The organism is Desulfosporosinus sp. BICA1-9 (assembly GCF_000802135.1).
The window spans coordinates 1-22,353 of record NZ_JUEE01000158.1; the positions used below are offsets into that span (position 1 = coordinate 1).

20 protein-coding genes and 1 tRNA gene are annotated in these 22,353 nt (G+C 42.2%); 16 read left to right on the forward strand and 5 right to left on the reverse strand.

What is annotated here, in order from left to right:
* From JL57_RS20105 to JL57_RS20140, 7 genes are all read left to right on the forward strand, one after another.
* Nucleotides 1-180 (forward strand): hypothetical protein (locus tag JL57_RS20105; protein ID WP_034140940.1); only part of this gene is annotated, 180 nt, incomplete at its 5' end.
* Between the two features lie 368 nt (nt 181-548).
* A complete protein-coding gene (gene argF, locus JL57_RS20115) occupies nt 549-1,493 on the forward strand; it encodes an ornithine carbamoyltransferase (protein WP_034143764.1) in 945 nt (314 codons plus the stop codon).
* 38 nt (nt 1,494-1,531) lie between these two features.
* The gene (locus tag JL57_RS20120) at nt 1,532-2,740 is read left to right on the forward strand and encodes an argininosuccinate synthase (protein WP_034143765.1); all 1,209 of its coding nucleotides are present in this window, start codon (nt 1,532-1,534) and stop codon (nt 2,738-2,740) included.
* Between the two features lie 332 nt (nt 2,741-3,072).
* Nucleotides 3,073-4,455, forward strand: coding sequence for an argininosuccinate lyase (gene argH / locus JL57_RS20125; protein ID WP_034143766.1), 1,383 nt, complete (start codon nt 3,073-3,075; stop codon nt 4,453-4,455).
* A 525-nt stretch (nt 4,456-4,980) separates the two neighbouring features.
* A complete protein-coding gene (locus tag JL57_RS20130; protein WP_034143767.1) occupies nt 4,981-6,438 on the forward strand; it encodes a nicotinate phosphoribosyltransferase in 1,458 nt (485 codons plus the stop codon).
* Between the two features lies 1 nt (nt 6,439).
* On the forward strand, nt 6,440-7,213 hold the full coding sequence (gene nadE / locus JL57_RS20135) for an NAD(+) synthase (RefSeq protein ID WP_034143768.1): 774 nt from the start codon (nt 6,440-6,442) through the stop codon (nt 7,211-7,213).
* A gap of 1 nt (nt 7,214) precedes the next feature.
* The gene (locus JL57_RS20140) at nt 7,215-7,769 is read left to right on the forward strand and encodes a 5' nucleotidase, NT5C type (RefSeq protein ID WP_034143769.1); all 555 of its coding nucleotides are present in this window, start codon (nt 7,215-7,217) and stop codon (nt 7,767-7,769) included.
* Nucleotides 7,770-7,868: 99 nt separating this feature from the next.
* On the opposite strand, the gene murC is transcribed toward JL57_RS20140, so the two are convergent.
* The 4 genes from murC to JL57_RS20160 form a co-directional block, all read right to left on the reverse strand.
* Nucleotides 7,869-9,221 carry a UDP-N-acetylmuramate--L-alanine ligase gene (gene murC, locus JL57_RS20145; protein WP_034143770.1) on the reverse strand — a complete coding sequence of 451 codons (1,353 nt, stop codon included), beginning with the start codon at nt 9,219-9,221 and terminating at the stop codon, nt 7,869-7,871.
* A gap of 90 nt (nt 9,222-9,311) precedes the next feature.
* A complete protein-coding gene (locus tag JL57_RS20150) occupies nt 9,312-9,965 on the reverse strand; it encodes a cytochrome b/b6 domain-containing protein (RefSeq protein ID WP_291300326.1) in 654 nt (217 codons plus the stop codon).
* A 78-nt stretch (nt 9,966-10,043) separates the two neighbouring features.
* Nucleotides 10,044-11,447 carry a nickel-dependent hydrogenase large subunit gene (locus tag JL57_RS20155; RefSeq protein ID WP_291300327.1) on the reverse strand — a complete coding sequence of 468 codons (1,404 nt, stop codon included), beginning with the start codon at nt 11,445-11,447 and terminating at the stop codon, nt 10,044-10,046.
* A gap of 7 nt (nt 11,448-11,454) precedes the next feature.
* Complete coding sequence (locus tag JL57_RS20160) at nt 11,455-12,573, reverse strand: hydrogenase small subunit (RefSeq protein WP_034143772.1); 1,119 nt, start codon at nt 12,571-12,573, stop codon at nt 11,455-11,457.
* A 128-nt stretch (nt 12,574-12,701) separates the two neighbouring features.
* On the opposite strand from JL57_RS20160, the gene JL57_RS20165 reads away from it, so the two are divergent.
* The 8 genes from JL57_RS20165 to JL57_RS34995 all read left to right on the forward strand — a co-directional run bounded on the left by JL57_RS20165 (nt 12,702) and on the right by JL57_RS34995 (nt 18,839).
* A tRNA-Thr gene (locus JL57_RS20165) sits at nt 12,702-12,776 on the forward strand.
* Nucleotides 12,777-13,304: 528 nt separating this feature from the next.
* Nucleotides 13,305-13,583, forward strand: coding sequence for a hypothetical protein (locus tag JL57_RS34975; protein WP_291300328.1), 279 nt, complete (start codon nt 13,305-13,307; stop codon nt 13,581-13,583).
* 2 nt (nt 13,584-13,585) lie between these two features.
* A complete protein-coding gene (locus JL57_RS34980) occupies nt 13,586-14,722 on the forward strand; it encodes a methyl-accepting chemotaxis protein (RefSeq protein ID WP_291300329.1) in 1,137 nt (378 codons plus the stop codon).
* Nucleotides 14,723-14,878: 156 nt separating this feature from the next.
* Nucleotides 14,879-15,121, forward strand: a complete 243-nt coding sequence (locus tag JL57_RS34985) for a methyl-accepting chemotaxis protein (protein ID WP_291300333.1) — start codon at nt 14,879-14,881, stop codon at nt 15,119-15,121.
* Nucleotides 15,122-15,472: 351 nt separating this feature from the next.
* Entirely contained in the window at nt 15,473-16,249 is a 777-nt protein-coding gene (locus tag JL57_RS20175) for a hypothetical protein (RefSeq protein ID WP_034143773.1), read from the forward strand.
* A 392-nt stretch (nt 16,250-16,641) separates the two neighbouring features.
* Nucleotides 16,642-18,063 carry a phosphomannomutase/phosphoglucomutase gene (locus JL57_RS20180; protein WP_034143774.1) on the forward strand — a complete coding sequence of 474 codons (1,422 nt, stop codon included), beginning with the start codon at nt 16,642-16,644 and terminating at the stop codon, nt 18,061-18,063.
* A gap of 180 nt (nt 18,064-18,243) precedes the next feature.
* Nucleotides 18,244-18,582: a WD40 repeat domain-containing protein gene (locus JL57_RS34990; protein WP_291300330.1), complete on the forward strand. Its 339-nt coding sequence runs from the start codon at nt 18,244-18,246 to the stop codon at nt 18,580-18,582.
* A gap of 95 nt (nt 18,583-18,677) precedes the next feature.
* Nucleotides 18,678-18,839, forward strand: a complete 162-nt coding sequence (locus JL57_RS34995; RefSeq protein ID WP_291300331.1) for a hypothetical protein — start codon at nt 18,678-18,680, stop codon at nt 18,837-18,839.
* Nucleotides 18,840-19,079: 240 nt separating this feature from the next.
* Here the strand turns inward: JL57_RS34995 and JL57_RS20185 are convergent, their stop codons facing one another.
* Complete coding sequence (locus JL57_RS20185; RefSeq protein ID WP_291300332.1) at nt 19,080-20,090, reverse strand: cell wall-binding repeat-containing protein; 1,011 nt, start codon at nt 20,088-20,090, stop codon at nt 19,080-19,082.
* Between the two features lie 201 nt (nt 20,091-20,291).
* Between JL57_RS20185 and JL57_RS20190 the strand changes: the two genes are divergently transcribed.
* Nucleotides 20,292-21,623 carry an N-acetylmuramoyl-L-alanine amidase gene (locus JL57_RS20190; protein ID WP_034143775.1) on the forward strand — a complete coding sequence of 444 codons (1,332 nt, stop codon included), beginning with the start codon at nt 20,292-20,294 and terminating at the stop codon, nt 21,621-21,623.
* Nucleotides 21,624-22,353: the final 730 nt, after the last annotated feature.

Here is a 22,353-nt window from a genome sequence, read left to right on the forward strand (position 1 = left end):
ATACGTGGGCAAAAACGGGTTGAGATCTACCTTCGCCTCGTTGATTTAAGCCGCTTAATTATGGGGATGATCCACCACGCCCAGGAATACTTAGTTCCTAAAGGACGAAGTCAAGAGTTGCGACGCCTTGCTGAAGAAGCTATTTATGACCGAAAATTCGTTCTTCTTCGCACAGCTTAAGCACCAGAGCATCCTAAAAGCAAGTCTTGGAATCCAACCCCAGATGGAACCAAGGAAGTACTATATCCTTTTTTAGGGTGTTTTTTCGCGACGTATCCTTTTTCAGTATCGAGAAGTCTTTCGGGAGCTTTAGGAGGAGTATAAACTTCTAAACGAGTGACACGCTTGTTCGCTTGCAGGGTTTGTTTTTGCCTGTTCCTGCTTTTTTGTAACAACCACTATTAGCTTATTAATCCTGCAGTAAACTATACTAAGCCTACAGGTCTATATAAAAATTATAAGAGGTTAAACTGAGAAAACAAGGGTTTTAGTATTGAATTATTATACATATGAATGTATAATAATTCATATTGAAGGAGTGGGTAAGAATGACAAAAATTGATCAAGCTATTTTTAAAGGACGAGACTTTATTTCGCTTCATGATTTTTCTCAAGATGAATTAAGCTGCATCATCGATGTAGCTAGGGAACTTAAAGCAGAGCAAAAAGCAGGACGCCCCCGTCATGTGCTTCAAGGCAAGACTTTGGGGATGATTTTTACGAAGTCTTCGACACGGACCCGAGTTTCCTTTGAAGTGGGAATGTACCAACTAGGGGGGCATGCGCTCTTTTTAAGTGGTCGAGATATTCAACTGGGCAGAGGGGAAACGATTGCTGATACGGCACGTGTTCTTTCGCGGATGGTCGATGGGATTATGATTCGAACGTTCAGCCATCAAGAGGTCTTAGATTTAGCTGAATTTTCTACTATTCCGATCATTAATGGACTCACAGATCTGTTGCATCCCTGTCAGGTATTGGCAGACCTTATAACCATTCAAGAGCATAAAGGACGCCTAGCCGGCTTGAAGCTTGCCTACGTTGGAGATGGAAACAACATGGCTCATTCCCTGATGTTTGGGTGTGCCAAGATGGGATTGCATGTGGTAATCGCTTCCCCGCCTGGATATAAGCCAGATCCCAAGATAGTTGCCCTAGCCCAGGCAGATGCCAAGAATAACGGTGGATGTGTAGAAGTCGTGGATGAGCCTTTAGAGGCGATAAAAGGTGCCGATGTTCTTTACACAGATGTATGGGCAAGTATGGGTCAAGAAGCAGAAGCCCAAGTCAGAATGGCGGCGTTTAAAGGGTATCAGATCAATTCGAACGCTCTGAAAATAGCAAATCCATCCGCCATTGTACTGCATTGTCTTCCAGCACACCGTGGGGAGGAAATTACCGATGATGTGATAGAAGGGGCTCAGTCAGTGGTCTTTGATGAGGCAGAAAATCGTCTGCATGCTCAAAAGGCGATTATGGCCTTAGTAATGTAATTCTTGCCTAAGATTATTTTAGAAAAGGGAGATTTAATATGAAAAAAGTTGTCTTAGCTTATTCTGGTGGTTTGGATACATCCATTATTATACCCTGGCTCAAAGAAACCTATGGGTATGAAGTCATTGCAATGGCTGCGGATCTCGGTCAAGGGGAAGAGTTAGCTCCTCTTCAGGAAAAGGCGATTAAAAGCGGTGCGAGCAAACTCTATATTGAAGATCTGAGAGAGGAGTTTGTTTCGGAATTTATCTTTCAGACTTTAAAGGCTGGAGCGGTTTATGAAGGAAAATATCTTTTGGGGACTTCCTTTGCCCGCCCTCTGATTGCTCGACGTTTAGTGGAGATCGCGCAAAAGGAAGGGGCGGTTGCTGTTGCCCATGGCGCGACCGGCAAAGGAAACGACCAAGTGCGTTTCGAGCTAAGTGTTAAAGCGCTGAACCCAGACTTAGAAATTATTGCGCCTTGGCGGATTTGGGATCTCAAGTCTCGTGAAGATTGCATTGATTATGCTGCGGCACGTGGAATTCCTGTTCCGGTAACTAAAGACCGTCCGTATAGCATGGATCGCAACCTTTGGCATTTAAGCCATGAAGGTGGAGACCTCGAAAACCCTTGGAATGAACCTAAGCGTGATCTATTCCTAATGGGCGTTTCTCCGGAAGATGCGCCGAATGAGGCCACTTACCTCGAACTTGGCTTTGAACAAGGGGTTCCTACCTTATTGAACGGTCAGAAACTTGCCCCCGTGGCCCTCTTGGAAGCACTCAACGAATTAGGTGGAAAAAATGGGGTTGGAATCGTCGATATGGTAGAAAACCGCCTTGTCGGAATGAAATCTCGTGGTGTCTATGAGACTCCAGGGGGAACGATCCTTTATATGGCGCATCAGGCCCTAGAACATCTTACACTTGACCGTCTCACACTCCATTATAAAGAACAAATCGCCTTAAAATATGCAGAGATAGTCTATGACGGAGTTTGGTATTCGCCGCTTCGTGAAGCTTTAGATGCCTTTGTTAATGTAACCCAGAAAAACGTCACTGGCACGGTACGCGTGAAATTATATAAAGGCAATTGCTCCTTAGCAGGTACAAAATCACCCTATTCCCTCTATAATGAAGCGTATGCGACCTTTGGAGAAGATGGGGTATATGACCAAAAGGATGCCAGCGGATTTATAAACCTTTTCGGTTTGCCGTTAAAAGTAAGAGCTTTAATGGAGAAGGAATCAGGTTTACGAAAGTAAACTTGTTCAACAAAAGCTGAACATCAGACTTACGCCAAAGGGCTAAACCCCTGTCGAATACTTACGCATCGTAAAGTGGAGGCTACCTCCTTCGCCGACAAATGAAGTTAAATGAAACTAAACAAAGATAAGCGCCGATACCCGGCGCTTATCTTCACACTATCTGGCCCTTAATACCCGGCTGAACATCAGAGAATGAATAGGTTAGGGTGCGGAGTGCCGCTATGACTAGAAAAAGATGTTCGAGGTTAAAACACTACCTGAGAAGGCTTAATAGTTGGCGGTTGGAAGGCTGTATTGCATAGAATTACAACTTGAAAGGAAGATGTAACGTGAAGCTTTGGGGCGGACGTTTCGAAAAAACTACGGACGCATTGGTGGAAGATTTTCATTCCTCAATACGTTTTGATCAACGCTTATACAAACAAGATATTCAAGGAAGTATAGCCCATGCTAGGATGCTTGGCAGTGTCGGGGTTATCTCGGAAGAGGAAGCAAAGGATTTAATTGAGGGTTTAGCTGGGATCTTAGATGATATCCAGACGGGAAAAGTAGAATTTGAGATCGGCGCTGAAGATATACATATGAATGTTGAGAAGCTTTTAACTGAGCGAATTGGGCAAGTGGGAAAAAAACTCCACACAGGGCGAAGCCGAAATGATCAAGTCGCGTTAGACCTAAGGCTTTATTTAAGAGTGGAGATTGATCAGACGAAGGTTTTAGTGGAGAAACTACTGTATACCCTGCTTAATTTGGCAGAGGAGCATCTCGAAACATGGATGCCGGGCTATACCCATATGCAGAAGGCACAACCGATTACCATGGCCCATCACATGATGGCCTACGTTCAAATGTTTTTGCGTGATCTCGATCGGCTCAAAGATACCCGCAAACGCCTAAATTTCTCACCGCTCGGTTCAGGAGCAATGGCTGGAACGACGTTTCCACTAGATAGAGAGAAGGCCGCCTTCGAACTAGGGTTTGAGGGTGTGACCTTGAACAGTTTAGATGGAGTGAGCGACAGAGATTTTGCCCTTGAGTTTTTAGCCGCCGCCTCAATCATGATGATGCATTTAAGCCGAATGTGTGAGGAACTCGTTCTCTGGTCCAGCGGAGAATTTCAGTTTATTTCTATGGATGATGCCTATTCTACAGGGTCAAGCATCATGCCCCAAAAGAAAAACCCGGACGTAGCAGAATTAGTAAGAGGGAAGACAGGGCGAGTTTATGGGGATTTAGTGGCCCTATTAACCGTTATGAAAGGACTTCCGCTTGCTTATAACAAAGATATGCAAGAGGATAAAGAACCAGTTTTTGATACAGTAGATACGATTCAGAAATGCTTACTGATAGTAGAACCAATGCTCAGAACGATGCAGATCCATCGGGATACATTGTCCCGTGGGGCGAAAGGTGGCTTTACCAATGCCACAGATCTCGCAGATTACCTAGCCAAAAAAGGGCTGCCCTTCCGTGAAGCCCATGAACTAGTGGGACGGATTGTTTTACATTGCAGTAAGCAAGAAATAGGGTTGGAAGACTTAAGTTTAAGCGACTATCAGGCGCTCTCCCCAATTTTTGAAGAGGATTTGTTTGAAGCCATAGGAATCGAGTTTTGCGTCCGTGCTCGAAAGCTTAAGGGCGGCCCTTCACCCGAAACTGTTGCAGAAGGAATCCGAGTAAGTCGCCAAATGTTGGAGAACTTAAGCTGGTAGCAGTGCAGAAAAATCTCGAGCAAAGTAGCGGGGGAATTTCGAATTACGGAATTAACTAAATTAATCTAGAAGTAATTAAGCATACAGACCTGACACCTGTGGGTAAGATAAGAAAATGGCAAATATAACAGTAGATACCCGTATAGGGTTTGACCAGAGTTTGTACCATACTATATTAGTGGCTTTATCCTTAGGTCTTTAAAGATAAGCGAAAAAACCCCTGTGTATAGTGTGGATAACTCTGTGGATAACGTCGCGGAGAAACGGATTTTGGGTGGATAAGCTAGGGATAAAGGGTGGAAAACTAAAGTGGGCTTGTGGATAACTCTTGATTATATTCGAGAAAACGTGACATAATCGATCATAGAAACCTAGAGGCATTCCCTTTAGGTTTTTATTTTAGGGATAAAGCAGGAAAATCTTACCGAGAGGTCGAAATTCTCACGCATGATTTAATTAAGAAATTGCATGCTATCTGTTATAGATGACAACATGATTAAGCAGTGTGAAGCGAGGCTATTATCAATGGAGAATCGAACAATGTTAACAGATCTCTATCAACTAACAATGATGCAGGGTTATTTGACAAATGGATATCAAAATAAAGAAGCGGTCTTTGATGTCTTCTTTCGGGAGTTACCGTTTAAAGGGGGATATGCACTAGCCGCAGGGCTCGAACAGGTCGTCGAATATATTGAGAATCTCTCCTTCAGTGAAGAGGATTTAGCGTATTTGAGGAGCCTAAACCTGTTTAATGAGCAATTTCTTAAAGAGCTGCGTGACTTCCGCTTTACAGGGGAAATAGATGCAATACCCGAAGGGACTATGGTTTTCCCCTATGAACCACTGATTCGTGTCAAAGGACGTATTTTTGAAACTCAGCTCCTTGAGACTACAATTCTAAATTTAGTCAATTTCGAGACCTTGATTGCCACAAAAGCTTCACGGGTGGTCACTGCCGCAGAGGGGGGCCCGGTCATGGAGTTTGGTCTGCGCAGAGCCCAGGGACCTGATGCGGGGGTTTTAGGAGCACGTGCCGCCTTTATCGGGGGCTGTCAATCGACTTCGAATATCTTAGCAGGTAAACGCTACCATATCCCTGTTTCAGGAACTCAAGCGCACAGTTGGATCCAGTGCTTTCCTTCCGAGCTGGAGGCATTTCGAGCCTATGCGCGTACTTTTCCGAATCGCTGCTTGTTGCTTGTCGATACGTATAATGTTCTTAAATCAGGGGTGCCCAATGCGATTAAGGTTGGGCTTGAGTTAGAAGCAGAAGGCTATCCTTTTCAAGGCATCCGCTTAGATAGCGGAGATTTAACGTATTTGTCCAGAGAAGCCCGACGTATGCTAGATGATGCAGGACTTAAACGTGCGATCATCGTGGCGTCCAATGATTTAGACGAAGAAACTATTTTTGCCATTCGAGCTCAAGGTGCTGCAATCAATGCTTGGGGGGTGGGCACCAATCTGATTACATCGAAGGATTGGCCTTCATTAGGAGGAGTTTACAAGCTGTCTGCTGAGGGAGAGCAGGGTGTTTTTCATCCTCGACTTAAGGTCTCTGAAAATATCTCCAAGATAACTAACCCTGGCATCAAAAAAGTAGTGCGTTTCTACGATCGAGCGGGAAAAGCAATGGCGGATGTTATCGCACTAGAAGATGAAGTTTTTGATAAGGGAAAACCGCTGACGATTTTTGATCCCATTCAGACCTGGAAAAGAAAAACCTTAACAAATTTTGAGACCAGAGAACTCTTAACCCCAGTCTTCAAAAACGGGAAACGAGTTTGTGAATTGCCAAACCTCAACGATATTCAGGCTTATGCCCGAATAGAATTAGATACTTTCTGGGATGAAGTGAAGCGATTGACGAATCCTCACCGCTATATTGTGGATTTGTCGAAAGGACTCTTTGACATGAAACAACAATTACTCTTAACTATTCATAATGATATTAAAACAAATAATCAAGGGGTGGACTAAAATGTGGACTGATGAAGAATTACAAGAACGTATCAATCAAACGGTAGACTGGTTACGCCAAAAGGTCGCTGAAGCTAACGCGAAAGGTTTAGTCGTAGGAATGTCCGGGGGGGTTGATTCAGCTGTTGTCGCAGGACTCTGTAAACATGCATTTCCAGAGAATTGTGTTGCAGTGATTATGCCCTGTCATTCAGATCCTGATGACCAAGAAGATGCGCTGTGGATTGCCGAGGGTTTTGATATCAGACCGCTGGAAGTTGATCTGAGTAATGCTCATACACAGATCTTCGATCAAGTGTTGAAGAGTCTGAAACTCAATGGACGGGATGTAGTGGGGGCTAAAATGAGTCAGGGAAATTTAAAGGCTCGTTTACGGATGTCGACGCTGTATACCGTGGCCAATGCCTTGAATTATTTGGTTGCGGGAACGGATAATGCTCCGGAAAGTTATACTGGATACTTCACGAAATATGGCGATGGCGGCGTGGATCTTTTGCCAATTAGCTCTCTTACTAAAGCGGAAGTACGCGCTTGGGCAAGGATGTTAGGCCTTCCCCGCAGAATTGCGACACGTGTACCAACTGCTGGACTTTGGCCCGGACAGACGGATGAAACGGATTTGGGGATAACCTATGATCAGATCGATCGCTATTTACTGGGAGAACAGGTCGCACCTGAAGTACAAGAACGTCTGGAAACTCTGCATCGCCAAAGTGAACATAAACGCCATCTGCCTCCCAGTCTTGAACTTCCGAAGCTGAAGGGGATCGACTAACGTGCGTATTGGAGTAGATATTGATGGTGTTGTCTCCGATAGTTACCCATTTTGGTTAGAAGAACTGAATCAACACTATGGTAAGAATATTGCTGTGATTGACGATTACGAGATGCATTTAGTGTTTGATGTTCCGAGAGAGGATATGAACAATTTCTTTGTCAGTAATGTAGAGCGGTTACTTATGATGCCCCATCCAATTCCTGGAGCCAAGCAAGGGATTGAAACCCTTCTTCAGGATGGGCATGAGGTGATTTATATAACGGCTAGGGCACTTGAAGAAAGGGATCTTACCGTACAGTGGTTTAAGATGCAAGAAATCCATCATGAACATGTGCTCTTTACTGGATTTGATAGTAAAGTAAATTTTGTAAAACAATGGGGCATTGAAGCCTTTATCGAGGATTATCAAGTGAATGCCAAATTAATTGCTGAATGTGGAGTTCCAGTCTTCTTACTGAATGCTAGTTACAATCAAGAGGAACTCTCTACGGGCATTACGCGCTGTCACAACTGGGGTGAAATTCTCGATGGAATACGGCGACTAAATCCATAGAAGTATGAATAGGGAGACACATAAAGAAACTGTCTTCATAGAGAAAAAGGCCCTCCCATTGTAGATGTTGATCTACTAATGGGAGGGCTCTTCGATGTGTCAGCTGACAATCCCTAATCCGACTTTATAGATATCTCCCGCCCCTAAAGTAAGGACGAGATCCTCAGGTGCGATGGTTTCATTAAGATAGTCCCTGATGTCATCCAAGGGACCAATGTAACGGGCTTGAACTCCTTGCAGTTGAATCAATTCTGCTAAATTTAAGGAGGACACGGTGTAATGTTCTTGCTCGCGTGCCGATGCAAAAATATCCGCGATCACAACTTCGTCAGCCCCCTGAAAGGCTTGAGAGAATTCAAGTAAAAGTTTCTCTGTGCGACTAAAGGTATGCGGTTGAAAAATAGCGCGAATGCGTCGATCGGGAAAGGAAAGCCGTGCTCCTTCCAAGGTCGTGCGGATTTCCGTAGGATGATGAGCATAGTCATCGACAATCATTGCCCCATTGGTGTTACTACCAATATGTTCAAACCGTCGTTTTGTTCCACTAAAAAGTCTTAAGCAAGCTAAAATTTGATCCAAGGGGATTCCAATTTCCCGGCACACGGCAATAGTTGCTAAGGCATTGATAATGTTGTGTTTACCAGAGACATTGAGATTCAGATCTCCCATATATTGCCCTTTAACCATGATTTTCATGGAGCTTTTTTCGTCTTTGAACTTGATCTCTGTGGCCCGGATATCCGCAGATTCCGAGATTCCGAAAGTTGTAATGGGTGCGGATCCTTTAATGGCCTCCCTATTAGGGTCCTCAGCCCAGACATAGATATGACCGTACTCGGGAACCTTGCTGGCTAGTTCAGTAAACGCAGAGATAACATCTTCAAGATCCTTAAAATAATCCGGATGATCAAATTCTAGGTTAGTGATAATGAGGTGTTCGGGAGAGTAATTAAGAAAATGGCGCCGATATTCACAAGACTCCGCTAAAAAAAAGTCGCCTTTTCCGCAATGCGCATTCCCGCCAATACTCGGCACATCACTTCCGACAACGATGGTTGGATCCAATCCGGTTTGGAGCATAACGAGCCCTATCATAGCAGTGGTTGTGGTTTTACCGTGGGTTCCAGTGACAGAAATACCACGCTTTTTGGCGAGTAAGCGCCCGAGATATTGCGGATAGGTCAAGATCGGGATATTTAACTCTAGGGCCCGAGCAATTTCTGGGTGCTGATTTGTATAGGCTGCAGAGATGACCACTAAGTCTGCCTTTTCAACGTTTTCAGGAGAAAAACCCAAAACGGGAATATGAGCGCGTTCTAGGACAAGGTCGGTATAAAAACTTTCTTCTACGTCAGACCCCGTTATTGTGGCATCTTCAAGCTGGACACTGATTTGAGCGAGAGCGCTCATCCCGGTCCCTTTGATACCTACAAAATGAATATGTAATGCCAAAGCATATCGTCCCTTTCATGTATAAACTCTACCTTTCATTATACCCAAACTTGAGCTGAAAAGTATCATTTTATTCTAGGAAAATTTTGACTAACTGTTATTGGGCGGTTTTCGTTCATAACCAGTGACCATCGCCTGAAGACGGCTGAGATCTTCCGTTAAACTAAGATAAATATGAACAGGGATCGTAGCTAGAAAATAAATCGTAATAACAAACTTAATCCAGCGAAGGATTTGGAAACCTCCTACCATATGCCAAACCCAAATCAGATGCTTTCCTTGCCAATAGGAGGCTAAACCAAGGAGACTAGCAACCAAAAAAAGCAGGAGCCACGAGAAATAGATTAACAATTGCCCGCTATTATACTTTCTATGGGGCGGGGGATCAGAACGAAGGAAGAAATAATAGGCCATCAGCTTAGGAAAACGCTTGATGTCGTGAGTCTTTGGAATCAATGAATTATCTCGGCGGATCAGGGCATCTGCAATTCTTAGCGCAAGAAATCCCAGGGCAAACCAAGAAAAGGCTAGGTGCGCTATTAACACTTTACCATAGTTAATATTTAAAAAATTCGCCGGTTTATGTAATTCAAGGCCAGATAGGAGAATTACAGTCAGACTGACCGTGAACCCCCAGTGAAAGATTCTTACCCATATCGGCTGAGAAAGTACCATCTCACCCTTGATAGAGGCTCGTTTGAGCTGTTTCAGGACGGGCTTTCTCATCTTAGATGGTTGCTTCATAGATAATGTTACCTTACTCTCATTAAGTATACGATTATTCATGACGATTTAAGGGGGTGATCCCCATATTTATTTCAGTCAGACTTGGATTTTAAGAGCATATAAATTCTCACCGTCAATGATATGGACACTACAAGAAAAGCAGGGATCAAAGGAGCGAATGATTCGACCCGCTTCCTTAAGGTCCTCCGATTGGATTTTTAAACCAAGTAAGGATGACTCCCCAACACTACGGGTTCCAGCTTCATCCCTTGAACCAAAGTTCAGGGCAGACGGGGTAACGATTTGATAATGTTTGACACGCCCATTTTTCACAGATATCCAATGTCCTAAGGCACCGCGCATGGCTTCATGGAGTCCGATACCTACCCCGGAATCCTGTCCTATTTTTGTATCAAGTGTTGCTGCCCCAGGTTCGAGACGATTGAGCCATTCTAGAGCAGTTTTGGTAATCTTTTTGAGTTCAAGTGCGCGTACCCATGTCCGGGCAAGGGCACCATAACCGATGACGGGTTCTTTGTTGATAATAGCCCGTGCCAAAGGGCCTACTTCAACAGGTTGACCGCGGTAACGAGGAGATTTAACCCAAGAGTAACCTTTGACCTGGCTGCGGTCGGGGACAGTATCTTCTTCCATAGGGTGTAGAGGACCGTGGGGTTTGTACCAAGCATTTGTTACGTCTTCGGTCACCTTTTTTTCATCAAAACTTTCCCGTTCTCCTTGCAGAGATACTCCTTCGGAAAAAAGAGTGCTTCCTTCAGGATTTGGAAACCCCCCCATTGACAAGTAATTCCCGATCCCTTTACCAAGGTTGATGTACTCAGGGTAACGCTCCATGATCAGTTTAACATCGGGAAGTAAGACGTTGTCAATAAAGCTCATGACCTCCATTAAATACCCACGGTAACGATTTACCTTATCGGCATCAACTTCCATACTAGCACCACCGGGAACAAGTCCATGACCATGAGGGGCCTTGCCTCCGAAGACTGCGAAGGCAGCATGGGCAACACGAGATACTTCTAAGGCTTTAAAATAGTGTTCGGTTATTCTTACATTTTCCTGACTGGATAAACGGAGGTCGGATTCGGAATGAGGAATAAACGGAGCAATATCCGGGCCTCGGAAGTAATCGGGTAGAGTATAGAGGTAAATATGACGAATATGATTCTGAATAAAATCACTGACCAAGATCAGATTGCGAACTAACAGTCCATTGGGAGGAATTTGCATCCCTAAAGCCTGCTCAACAGCCAGTGCTGCTGTAATAGCATGTGCGGAGGAACAAATACCGCAAATGCGTTGGGTGTAATAAGGCATATCCATGGCCGAGCGACCTATTAAAATTTGCTCGAATCCTCGATAGAGAGTATCAGAAATAAAGGCGTCTTTGATTTCCCCGTCTTCGAGCCAAGCCTCCAATAACATGGGATTGTGAATGCGTGAAACAGGAAAGATTGTTTTCTTCTCCAGAATGTTCACTCCTAAATTAAGTTTTCTTGAGCCAATACCGATGAAAGGACTTGACCTTTTTAACAGAAGGTCGATTCGGAGCCTTGACGGTGGATTTTAGTAAATTCTTTTGGAGCCGACCATTATAAAGAGAGGAGGCAACATGCCCTACTAGAGCAACTGAGGTTAATCCTAAAACTCCAAGTCCGACCGCATCAGTGGCAACCTTTGTCCCGCCAGGGAAGGGGATATCGGGTAGGTGAGCGGTAAACGGCGACATCAAGTCAGGGTAACCGGGCTCAGTACATCCGATGCAGGGCGTGTTGCAGCCAATGGGCCAATTGATACGGTCGTTCCAACGGCGAATCGGGCAGTCGGCATAGGTGACAGGTCCTTTACAGCCGACTCGAAATAGACATTCCTTTTGTCCGATTTCTGTAGCGAAAATCCCCTGATCATAGTCGCGCCTTCGAGGGCAACGGTTATGCACGGTTTCTCCATAAAAAAGTTTGGGTCTTCCGAATTTTTCAAGTTCAGGTTCACCGTATAAGGCTAAGTGGAGTAGGGTCCCCATAATCCAATCCGGATGGGCAGGGCATCCGGAAACGTTAATAACCCTTCGTTCGGGAAGAATGTTCTGTACTCCAGTCGCTTGACTTGGATTAGGATAACCGGCAACTGGGCCTCCGTAAGTGGCGCAGCTGCCAATAGCCACTACGTATTTGGCCTTGAGACCAAGGCAACGAACCAGTTCTAGCCCAGTAATTAGCCTGCCATTATCGTAGGCCACATGGTTATAGTGACCGTTGTCACGCTGGATCATGGAACCTTGGACGATCAAAATATATTCATGGGGCATTTTCTCGTAAGTTTCTTGAAGGACTTGGTAGGTCACTTCTCCGTGAGCCTGCATCATACTCCAATCATAGCGCCAATCGACAATGTTGCTGAGGATATCTGAAAACGTTGGCGTCCATATATTATCAAGGGAGATACTATCTCCAGTACAAGTGCCTGTCTCAATCATCACCACAGGAAGTTTATTAACCTCACCCGCGCCGACTGCTTGGGCTAGGGGTGGGGCAAGGAGCTCAAAAAAGTTACCCATAATGGCTCCCTGGATGGCTAATTTTAAAAAGTCCCGTCGACTTAGCATGCAATCCCCCCTTGAGAGGGTATTATTTCCAGAAACACACAGATAAACCCTAAAATCAATTACTTTTGCAAAAAATAATATTTGACGAAATTGCAAAAATGGAGTAAGATTACTATCGTCCATGAAATGCCGATGTGGCTCAGAGGTAGAGCAGCTCACTCGTAATGAGCAGGTCGTCGGTTCGATTCCGACCATCGGCTCCATAGGGAAACGAGACCCCGCAAGCGATTGCGGGGTTTTTGCGTTTTGTAACTATTTTGTTTTTGCCCGTAACGTTGCAACAGCGTTGTGGATATAGACTAATGAGAAGATCAAAAATTGTCAAAATATTTGTTAGATTATGTATTATTATATTATACTACGTTTCTGCGTGTATTTTGGGAGGATGAATTAGATGGATGAGATTCAAGTTGTTAGTTTTTACGCTAAGAGAAAATATTGTAATCATCTACTAACTACCCCTAACTAGATGAGACGCTCAATACTGTGAAATGATCATAATATCGGTGACTTATAAGATTTTAGTTTGTTTATAAATTAGACACTAATTATTTAACTTACTTATTCATACTATTAACTTTATGTTATCTTAATAGCTTTAGCTTATGTTTGATACTTTTTTGCACAAAGTAATTGCTTTAACTTTTTACAGGGAAATTCTTAGTGTAAATTCTGTTATAGAATAACTTAGTACAATTATTGTGCTGTAAATATTGAAAGGGGAATTTTGAATGTCAGTAAAAGATTTGAAGTTAAGGAACAAAATACTATTTTCAACAGGTTTTGTCGTCTTAGTGTCATTTATTTGCGTTATTTTACTAGTATCAACGAGATCAGTTGAAATGGCTAAGACCGCAGCATACGAGACAGTAGCGCATGCAGCAAATGAATATGCAAATCAAGTTACGAATGAATTAAATGTTCCTATGAACTCGGTTAGAACTTTAGGTTCAACGTTTAAAGGACTTAAGGAAGCTAACAACACTGATCGAGCAACGATGAATTCATGATTGTGAACGTCTTAAAAGATAACCCTCTTTTTCTAGCGACCTGGACCTTATGGGAGCCAAATTTACTCGATGGAAAAGACGCCGATTATGTAAATCAACCAGGATATGATGCAACGGGTCGATTTATCCCTTATTGGAATAGGGGGGCAGGAGATATCAAATTAGAGCCTCTTACTGACTATGAAACACCTGGAGCAGGGGACTATTACTTAATTCCTAAAAGAACTCAGAAAGAAACTATTATCGAACCATACCAGTACAAAGTGAATGGTGAAGAAGTTCTCGTTACTAGCTTAGTAAAACCTATATTGATCGACGGTAACAATGAAATACTAGGAGTAGCAGGGGTTGAAATCGCTTTAGAAACAATTCAAAATATGATTTTGGATATAAAGCCATTCAAAACAGGGTATGCAAGTCTTGTGTCTAATGATGGAAAGTATGTTTCAAACCTAGATGTGGAAAAAGTAGGCAAGGACGTAGATGATCAAGAGGCTAAAGCAGCTATCAAAACTGCTGAAAGTTATACCATATCAAATAGTGAGTATTACAGATTGTACGTGCCTGTGGCCATTGGTCAAACGACGACACCATGGTCGTTGGCAGTCACCGTTCCAATGACAACGATTTTAGAGCAAGCAAACTCCATTCGGAATTTCTCAATCATTGTTGCTTTGATTGCAATATTTGCGATTGGTTTAGTCATTTTCATTGTTTCTGGAAGCATAACTAAGTCTATTGTACATACAAGTGAAGTTTTAAAGGACATCTCACAAGGGGATGGTGACCTAACAAAACGCTTGAACATTGTATCTAACGATGAAGTAGGAAAACTTTCTCAGCATTTCAATCGGTTTATAGGTGATATTCATAGCATTGTTGCGGAAGTTAACGATACGGCCAGTACTCTGGGTGCCACGAGCGAAGAATTATCAGCTGCAGCTCAAGAAGCGACTGCAGCAAGTGATCAAGTCGCTGGTATACTTGGGCAACTTGCTTCGGGAGCATCCGAGCAGGCAATCTCAGTAGGAAAGACAGGCGAAATGATAAGCAAATGTCTACCAACGCTCAACAAGTCGCCGTTAATGCGGAGAATGTTAGTCATAGTAGTGGTAAGGCAGCCCAAGCCGCAGAGTTAGGTGCTCTTCAAGCAGAAAATGCCGTGCAGAAGATTGAGAAGATCCGTGAGGTTACAGACCAAACAGCTGAAGTTATTTCTAAGTTAGGAGAACAATCTAACCAGATCGGGCAAATTTATTGATGTCATTACTGGTATCGCGTCTCAAACTAACCTACTGTCCGTAAATGCTGCGATAGAAGCTGCACGGGCTGGAGATCAAGGCAGAGGTTTCGCTGTAGTCGCTGAAGAAGTGCGTAAGCTGGCTGAACAGTCTTCAATGTCTGCTTCTCAGATTTCCACCCTGATCAGCAATATTCAGCACGAAACCGAACGTGCAGTTGGATTGATGGAAACAGGGAAAGTTTCAAATCTAAACCCTAAATCTAAAGTGCCGATAACTTCAGGTTCACCAGGATAAGAAACCCCTCGTTCACATAATCGAATGAGGGGTTCCTTATCCTATTCTAATTGATGTGATAACGAGGTCAATTGTAGTATTCATTCACAGCTACCCTCGTCAATGATGAAAAGGAAGCTAAATTGTGCTCACTCTATCTAACTTAAACCGCTTGAATTAATGTCAAGCGGACTTTTAGCGAGCAACAGAAAATTTGGTTGAAAATTCTGAAAATAGAGGAATCCAAAGTGTAAACGTAGAATAGGATTGAAAAGGGAATGGTAAGGTGTTATATACAAGTGTTAATAATAACACATGAATTATTTAATTATTGGCATTTTATAGAATCGAAGTAAGAGGAGTGATTTAATTGTGATAAATAATGATGTTGTTTACAAAATATTTACTAGAGCACAAACAGTCTTTTTAAATCCCACATCTTTATATGGTTATGATGATATTGTTTACGGTATATATATAAATGATAGAGACGGAGAAATTGCGAGGGATAAAAGAGGAAGAAAAAAGAAAATGTGTGCTGTTGATTCAAATACACTAAGGGCATTCGAGCGAATAGATAAAAAATCAAAATTTGGGCCTAAATATTTATTATATGAATATTTAAGAATACATAAAGATTATATCTTAAGTAACTTAAAAAAAATCCATTCTCAACAAGAACTAGATAGTCTAGAAATTTGTATTACTAATGAACTGAAGACCTATTTAGCAAGGAATGTTCTTAAAGACAGATTCATGTCATTTAATAGATTAAGAAAACCTGTTGATTTACTGATTGAGCATTTGGTTTGTATGTCACTTGAACTTGATGAGCATAGAAATAGATTATTAAACTATTTGTTTATTCCGTTAGATTCACAGATTTTTGCGAGTAAATTGTTTGCAAAAAATCAACTTGATAGTGTAGGGGTATCTCCGAATTCTACGTTTGGCGATTTAACCTGCAATAGAGCATATTATTATTTGCAAAAAATAATTACTGAACAGGCAAAAGAGATTTCTAGTATTCATAAAATCAATTTTCATGCAATTTATTTCGATTTATTATGGGGAATCAGATATAGAAAATGGGGAGGAACTCTATTTGAAACTAATATATATGATTCAGAATTAGTAGCGTTGCATTAAGTAACGAACGCAAACTATTTGCATTAAACATAAGCCAGTTCCGAGTCAAGAATTAAAAATGGCAGAAAGATAAAGGTGAGTATAGAAAATCATGAAAATCTACATATCTAAGTAATTGCAAACTTTTGGCTTTCATCGGAAAAGGTGGGAGTCATTTTTATTTACTTCAACTAAATCATCTTTTGACAGAAACGAAAATCGGTCTATAAATGATGTCGATGAGTGCTATGTTATACTAGTTCGAATCACCATTTTAGACAGGCTGATGATATTGAGATCGCTTGGGTTATGTTTGTGTTCATATAACATTACTGGTATAATTTAGTTAATTAATATAAGCTGAGTATGTGTGTCTGAACCGAATATAATAAAGTTTTTAAGGAGCGTGAATTATGTTTTCTGATAACTTCAAGAGTATGTTTCGTGAATATGATATAAGGGGTCGGGTAAGCGAAGAGGAATTAAACGACGAAAGTGTAGCTTTAATTACTAAAGCGTTTTCCACTTTCTTAGATAGAGCTTCCATTAATCGGGTCGTAGTTGGGTACGACAATCGAAGTTATTCTGAAAGATTTGCAGAAGTCGCTATTAATACGTTTGTAAAAATGGGCTTTGAGGTTTTTGATGTTGGACTAAGCCTTAGTCCTGTGGCTTATTTTGCACAGTATCACTTAAAAAGTCCTGGAGTAATGATGATAACGGCTAGTCACAACCCAAACGGATGGTCTGGTTTCAAATTGGGCCACGGATACTCCAAAACGATTGGACCTGATGAAGTAAAAGAACTTTACAAAATTATTGAAAGCCAGGATTTTACTAGCAAGGAAAAACCTGGTACAAGGAGCGAAGTATCGGTTCGTGACGCTTATATCGAGGCTATTACTAGTCGGATACATATCGAATCAGACTACGCACCACGAGTCGTAATCGATGCTGGAAATGGTGGAGCTGGGTTATTTGCTTATGAGGTTTTCCAAGATATTGGATGCACTACGTTCCAGTTGAATTGCGATCCGGACACAAGTTACCCGCATTATTTCCCCAACCCTTCGGATTTAGTGGGACGTAAACGTTTAGCCGAGATGGTCCTTCACCCTTACATCAAAGCGGATATAGGTATTTCATTTGACGGTGATGGTGACCGCATAGGAGTAGTCGACCAAAATGGTGAAAATATTTGGAGTGATAAAATCCTGATCATTTTAGCAAGGCAACTTTTGGAAAGAAAAAAGGGCGCCAAAATTGTGTTTGATGTCAAGTGTACACAAGGCCTAATCGATGATATTACTAAACGTGGTGGAATTCCAATAATGTGGAAAACTGGTCATTCGTATATTAAAGCCAAAATGCATTCTGAAGAAGCCGAGCTTGCTGGCGAACGAAGTGGACACATCTTTATGGGAGATGATTATTATGGTTTCGACGATGCAATTTTTGCTGCCGCTAAACTCGTTGAATATATTTCTCATGTGAAAAAGTCGCTATCGGAAATTGTTGAAGATTTGCCACAATATTTTACATCTCCAGAAATTAAAGCTCATTGTGCAGATACAGTAAAGTATAAAGTTATAGAACAAGTTGTCTCTGACTTTAAGAAGGAATACGGAGATAATGTTATTGACATTAACGGCGCAAGAGTCGTATTTGCAGATGGGTGGGGTTTAGTTAGGGCGTCATCTAACTTACCTGAACTAGTTCTAATTTTTGAGGCTAAAACTAAAGAAAGATTATTTGAAATCCGACAGATATTTAAAGAAAAACTAAGCCAGTTTAAAGAAGTGGACCCCGAATGGCAGAACGACTTGGAAGACTAGTTTAATCCACCGCTTAAACTCCCACTTCCTGTTGTACGTGGGAGTTTACCCATGCTATGATTCGGTGACGGAAGCCTCCAGTAGAGGGCGTTAGCATTCGTTAAGGATCGTGAGCTTTCATCACCGAAGTCTCGATGTTCAACTAGTTGAACAAGTTCACTCGTTTTAACAGGTAAGTGTTTGCACATATATGAAGGTCACTTGAATAGTGTTTACACAATCAGCTTAAATAGTGACGGTAAAAAACTACTTTCAACCTCAGGAGATAAGACAGTTAAGGAATGGGATCTAGAGAGTAAGAGTGCCGTTACCTATCTGGGGCATAAGGCCAATGTATTCAGTGCTATCTATAGTGAAGATTTTAAAAATATTTACTCTTCTTCCGAGGATAGTACGATACGAAAATGGAGCGTTAACAATTCACTATCCCGTGAGTGTTCATGGGAGAAAGGTCGTCGGTTCGATTCCGACCATCGGATCCATAGAAAACTTAGACCCCGCATGATTTGCGGGGTCTAAGTTTTCTAGTATTAGAGATGTAATGGCCATCCAATGCACCTTATTGCAACTGAAAAAGGGCCTAAGGGATTTTCCTGGTCTAAGCATCAGATGATTTGTCATCAATACTGCTTTCAATACTGTCGGGAGTAACGGGAGTAACAGGGGTAACTGGAGTAGCCGGAGTAACCGGAGCGGTGTTAATTCTTGGTACAATGGGCGTGATAGGTGTTATGGGTGCGACAGTGCTAGTTGTTGCGCTTTTGACGCTGCTATAAACTGATTCGACCTTATTTTTAACAGCAGTCACCTTAAAAGACCAGGTGTTAGAGTCTGTAACGTACAACTTGAAGGAGTATCCGGGTAACCACTTATTTTGGATTTTGCTACCATCATAACTCCATGTGGGGATAAATGTTTTGTCATCGTTACTGAGATAAACGTAATAATAATCGGCATCACTAACTTTATCCCATTGAAGCGTTATTTCGTTACTGGAAATAGCCCTCGCAACTAAATTAGTAGGTGCCCATAGGTCTGTTTGGTTGGTCGGTAGCGGGAAGTGTATACAAATAAGCAACAACGTTATCAGGGACCACGATTTGCCCTCCGAAAACATAAGCATCACCATTATTGGGATTGTCCGTATTAAGCTTATGGACAGTAAATATTCTGGTATACGCTAGTGGATCATCATTGACTAAAACAATAGGCATTCCTTGCTTTGCTGCATAAGCTGCTCCTGTTATTGCATCAGCAAATCCTTCACCCGTTGCTATGCTTATATCTGGGGAACTGAATAAGTGGTCAAATTTTTCATTAACATTAATATTACGAGCGTATCTATTAACCCCAATTATTCTTTCTGAACCAGGAAATTGATTAATGATACTATCCTCAATAATGTCTGAATTACCCACAACAAATGTTTTAATGATTTCGTTTGCTGAAAGATAAGCTTTTACCGAATCTGGCAGATAGTCTTTAGGCACGAGTATGATGGGTACTTGTTTTAAGGCGGCAATCGGTGCAAGGGACAGAGCATCGGGAAAATCTTCACCTGTAGTAACAAAAATTTCAGTTGGAGAAGGAAGCTGTTGTGCTACTTTAATGGCGGTATCATATCGGTCTTGACCTGCAATACGGGTCACAATGATTTCCATGGACTGTAATTCAGCATCGATCGATGAAGGTATCACGGCAGTACCTCCAATAATAAAGACATTTTTAACCTGCAGGTCAATTAAGGTTTCTTTCGAAACCGTTGGTAAGTTCGTTCCATTGGTTAATACTATTGGAGCATCATATTTTTTAGCAAGAGGCACCACGCCTAGGGCATCAGGATAGTTTTCACCATAAGCTAAAATAGCATAATTAGATTGTTTCCAGCCATCACGGGCAATAGAGGCAGAGGTGTCGTATCTAGTCTCCCCGGCCAGTCTTTTAGTGGATGACGCATAAACATTTAAAGTAAATGAAACTACAAACATAAACATAAAAATAAGAATAAACACAAATCTCTTTTTCATATATACGTTCCCCACTTTCTTTTGTTTTGGCCCTGATGCGTCAAAACATACCAAAATGCACATATAAACTTATTCTCCATATCCTCCCTGTATCCTCCCTGAAGTTTAATAAATAAGTATTTCTGAAGTGACACGAAAGCCTAAGATTCAATAGAACCTTGTCCAACCACCTTGAATAGTATGAGGAAAGGGGGGGTTGAGATGATACTATGTATTGATCCAGGGCATGGAGGTTATGATACGGGAGCAGTCGGTAACGGATTATATGAGAAAGACCTTGCTCTGGACATTTGCCTTAAACTCAGATCTATACTTGAGTACAATGGAATAAAATGCATTCTTACTCGCGAGGGAGATTATGCGCCTGGGTATCTAAGCGCCCTAAACGGAGATCTGTCTACTCGAGTTAAGATAGCGGAGGAAGCCAAAGCAGATCTATTCATTTCAGTGCACATTAACGCAGGCGGTGGTACAGGAGTAGAAGTGCTCATTAGTGGGAGGGGTGGACGTGCGGAAACGGCAGCGAACAAGGTTTTACCTTATCTTGTTCAAGTCGGAGGCTGGGCAAATCGTGGAGTAAAGACACAGAATGTGTTGGTACTGAGGGAAACAAGTATGCCGGCAATTTTAACGGAAAATGGATTTATCGATAATATTAAGGATATTGCAAAGGTAAAAGAACCGAATTTTCGTCAGTCCCTGGCAGTTGCCCATGCTAAAGGAATCTGTGATTATTTTGGGGTTCAATACAAGGAACCAGTTCCAGGCCCGCCAATCGCTAATGTCATGTACCGTGTCATTTTAGATGGTAGGCAAACCATGGCGTTAAGCTCTCAAGAAAGTGCGATCACGGTAGTCAAAGAAGCGGTCGATAGTGGCCAATCAACAAAGGGAGTTGTACAGCGAACAACGGATGCTGTAAACGTTTTTGAATATGTGGCATCCCTGGCAACCCAGAAAACTCCGATTATGGGCATGGAGACCATCACGCTAGAGCAATGCCGTCAGTTTTTGATGAAGCATAATCCCTATGCTCCGGATATTGTTCCCCTTTACAAGAGTCAGGGGGAACTACTAGGAATACGATGGGGTTACGCAGTGGCTCAAATGATTAAAGAAACTGGTTACCTCAAATTCAGTGGAGATGTAAAGGCGGAGCAAAACAACTTTGCTGGAATTGGAGCCGTCGGTGGAGGGGTTCCAGGAGCGTCCTTTTCTACACAGAAAGAAGGGGTATTGGCCCATTTAGAGCATCTATTTGCGTACGCTTCAATTGACCCGTTGCCTGTAGGAATTCTAAAGGTCGATCCCCGTTTCGATTTGGTAAAGAGGGGAAGTTGTCCGAACTGGGAAGATCTGAATGGGAATTGGGTAGTCCCGGGGAAAGAGTACGGCGAGGAAGTGGTTAAGATCTATGAGAATATCGCTGGGGAAGAAATTAGTTCTGACAGTGGTGAAACGTATCTATTAAGAAAGATATTTCAAGTTATTCTGGATTACTTTAAAGGGAAAAACAGTGACCCCTTCAGCTAAAGCTGAACAACCGGTCTTCAGATACGAAAGTTTGCAGTAGAAATTTTGCCGAAGAAAACAGAGTGAAGGTTGGTTGTTTCGAAGAAAAACAACCAAACCTGTCCCTCTGTTTCATCTTTGTTTCGTCTATCCTTGTTTCTCGAAGAAGAAACAGCGCACCTGTCCCCTTGTTTCCTTTTGCTTATTTGCATATATTTATAATCTTGATCGATTCTATTATGCTATAATGACTGAGTGGTGCGAGCTGCGAAGCAGCACGCAATTGCGTGATGTTTCCTCTTGGAAATGGAAGCAATTCTGTTTTCATTAGTAAGCTATTAACATATAGTAGGGAAATCCTATCAGGTAATACCTAACCAGTAGCCTGTACCTAGTTCCTTGGAGCCAAAATGGTAACATTAGGTTTAAGCGTAGGGCGGGGAGCAAACGAGCCGAAACGAAAGTGAAGCTATTGAGCCACGAAATTATTATCTAAAAGAAGAGGTCGATACCGTCATGTCGGTAGCAGACAATACTATATAAATCGTATAGGTGAGATTTATATAGCTCTTCCGGGGTCTTAGGGCTTGGCGAGTTTGATGATAAATATGCTAATAGAACAGCTGAGGTCCTATAATGTCTGAGAAATCAGTATGCGAAGTCAAGCAAGGGAATGAGCAAGATGAGCAAATGCAATATAGGAAGTCCGACTAACTCGTAGTACCGTAGAAGTTTGTGAAAGCAGATGGAG

Coding starts and splice junctions, on each gene's coding strand:
- JL57_RS20190 (WP_034143775.1), top strand. CDS start 20,292: ATGATACTATGTATTGATCCAGGGCATGGAGGTTATGATACGGGAGCA.
- JL57_RS20130 (WP_034143767.1), top strand. CDS start 4,981: ATGGAGAATCGAACAATGTTAACAGATCTCTATCAACTAACAATGATG.
- argF (WP_034143764.1), top strand. CDS start 549: ATGACAAAAATTGATCAAGCTATTTTTAAAGGACGAGACTTTATTTCG.
- JL57_RS20180 (WP_034143774.1), top strand. CDS start 16,642: ATGTTTTCTGATAACTTCAAGAGTATGTTTCGTGAATATGATATAAGG.
- JL57_RS34975 (WP_291300328.1), top strand. CDS start 13,305: ATGTCAGTAAAAGATTTGAAGTTAAGGAACAAAATACTATTTTCAACA.
- JL57_RS20150 (WP_291300326.1), bottom strand. CDS start 9,965: ATGAAGCAACCATCTAAGATGAGAAAGCCCGTCCTGAAACAGCTCAAA.
- nadE (WP_034143768.1), top strand. CDS start 6,440: ATGTGGACTGATGAAGAATTACAAGAACGTATCAATCAAACGGTAGAC.
- JL57_RS20160 (WP_034143772.1), bottom strand. CDS start 12,573: ATGCTAAGTCGACGGGACTTTTTAAAATTAGCCATCCAGGGAGCCATT.
- JL57_RS20120 (WP_034143765.1), top strand. CDS start 1,532: ATGAAAAAAGTTGTCTTAGCTTATTCTGGTGGTTTGGATACATCCATT.
- JL57_RS20185 (WP_291300332.1), bottom strand. CDS start 20,090: ATGAAAAAGAGATTTGTGTTTATTCTTATTTTTATGTTTATGTTTGTA.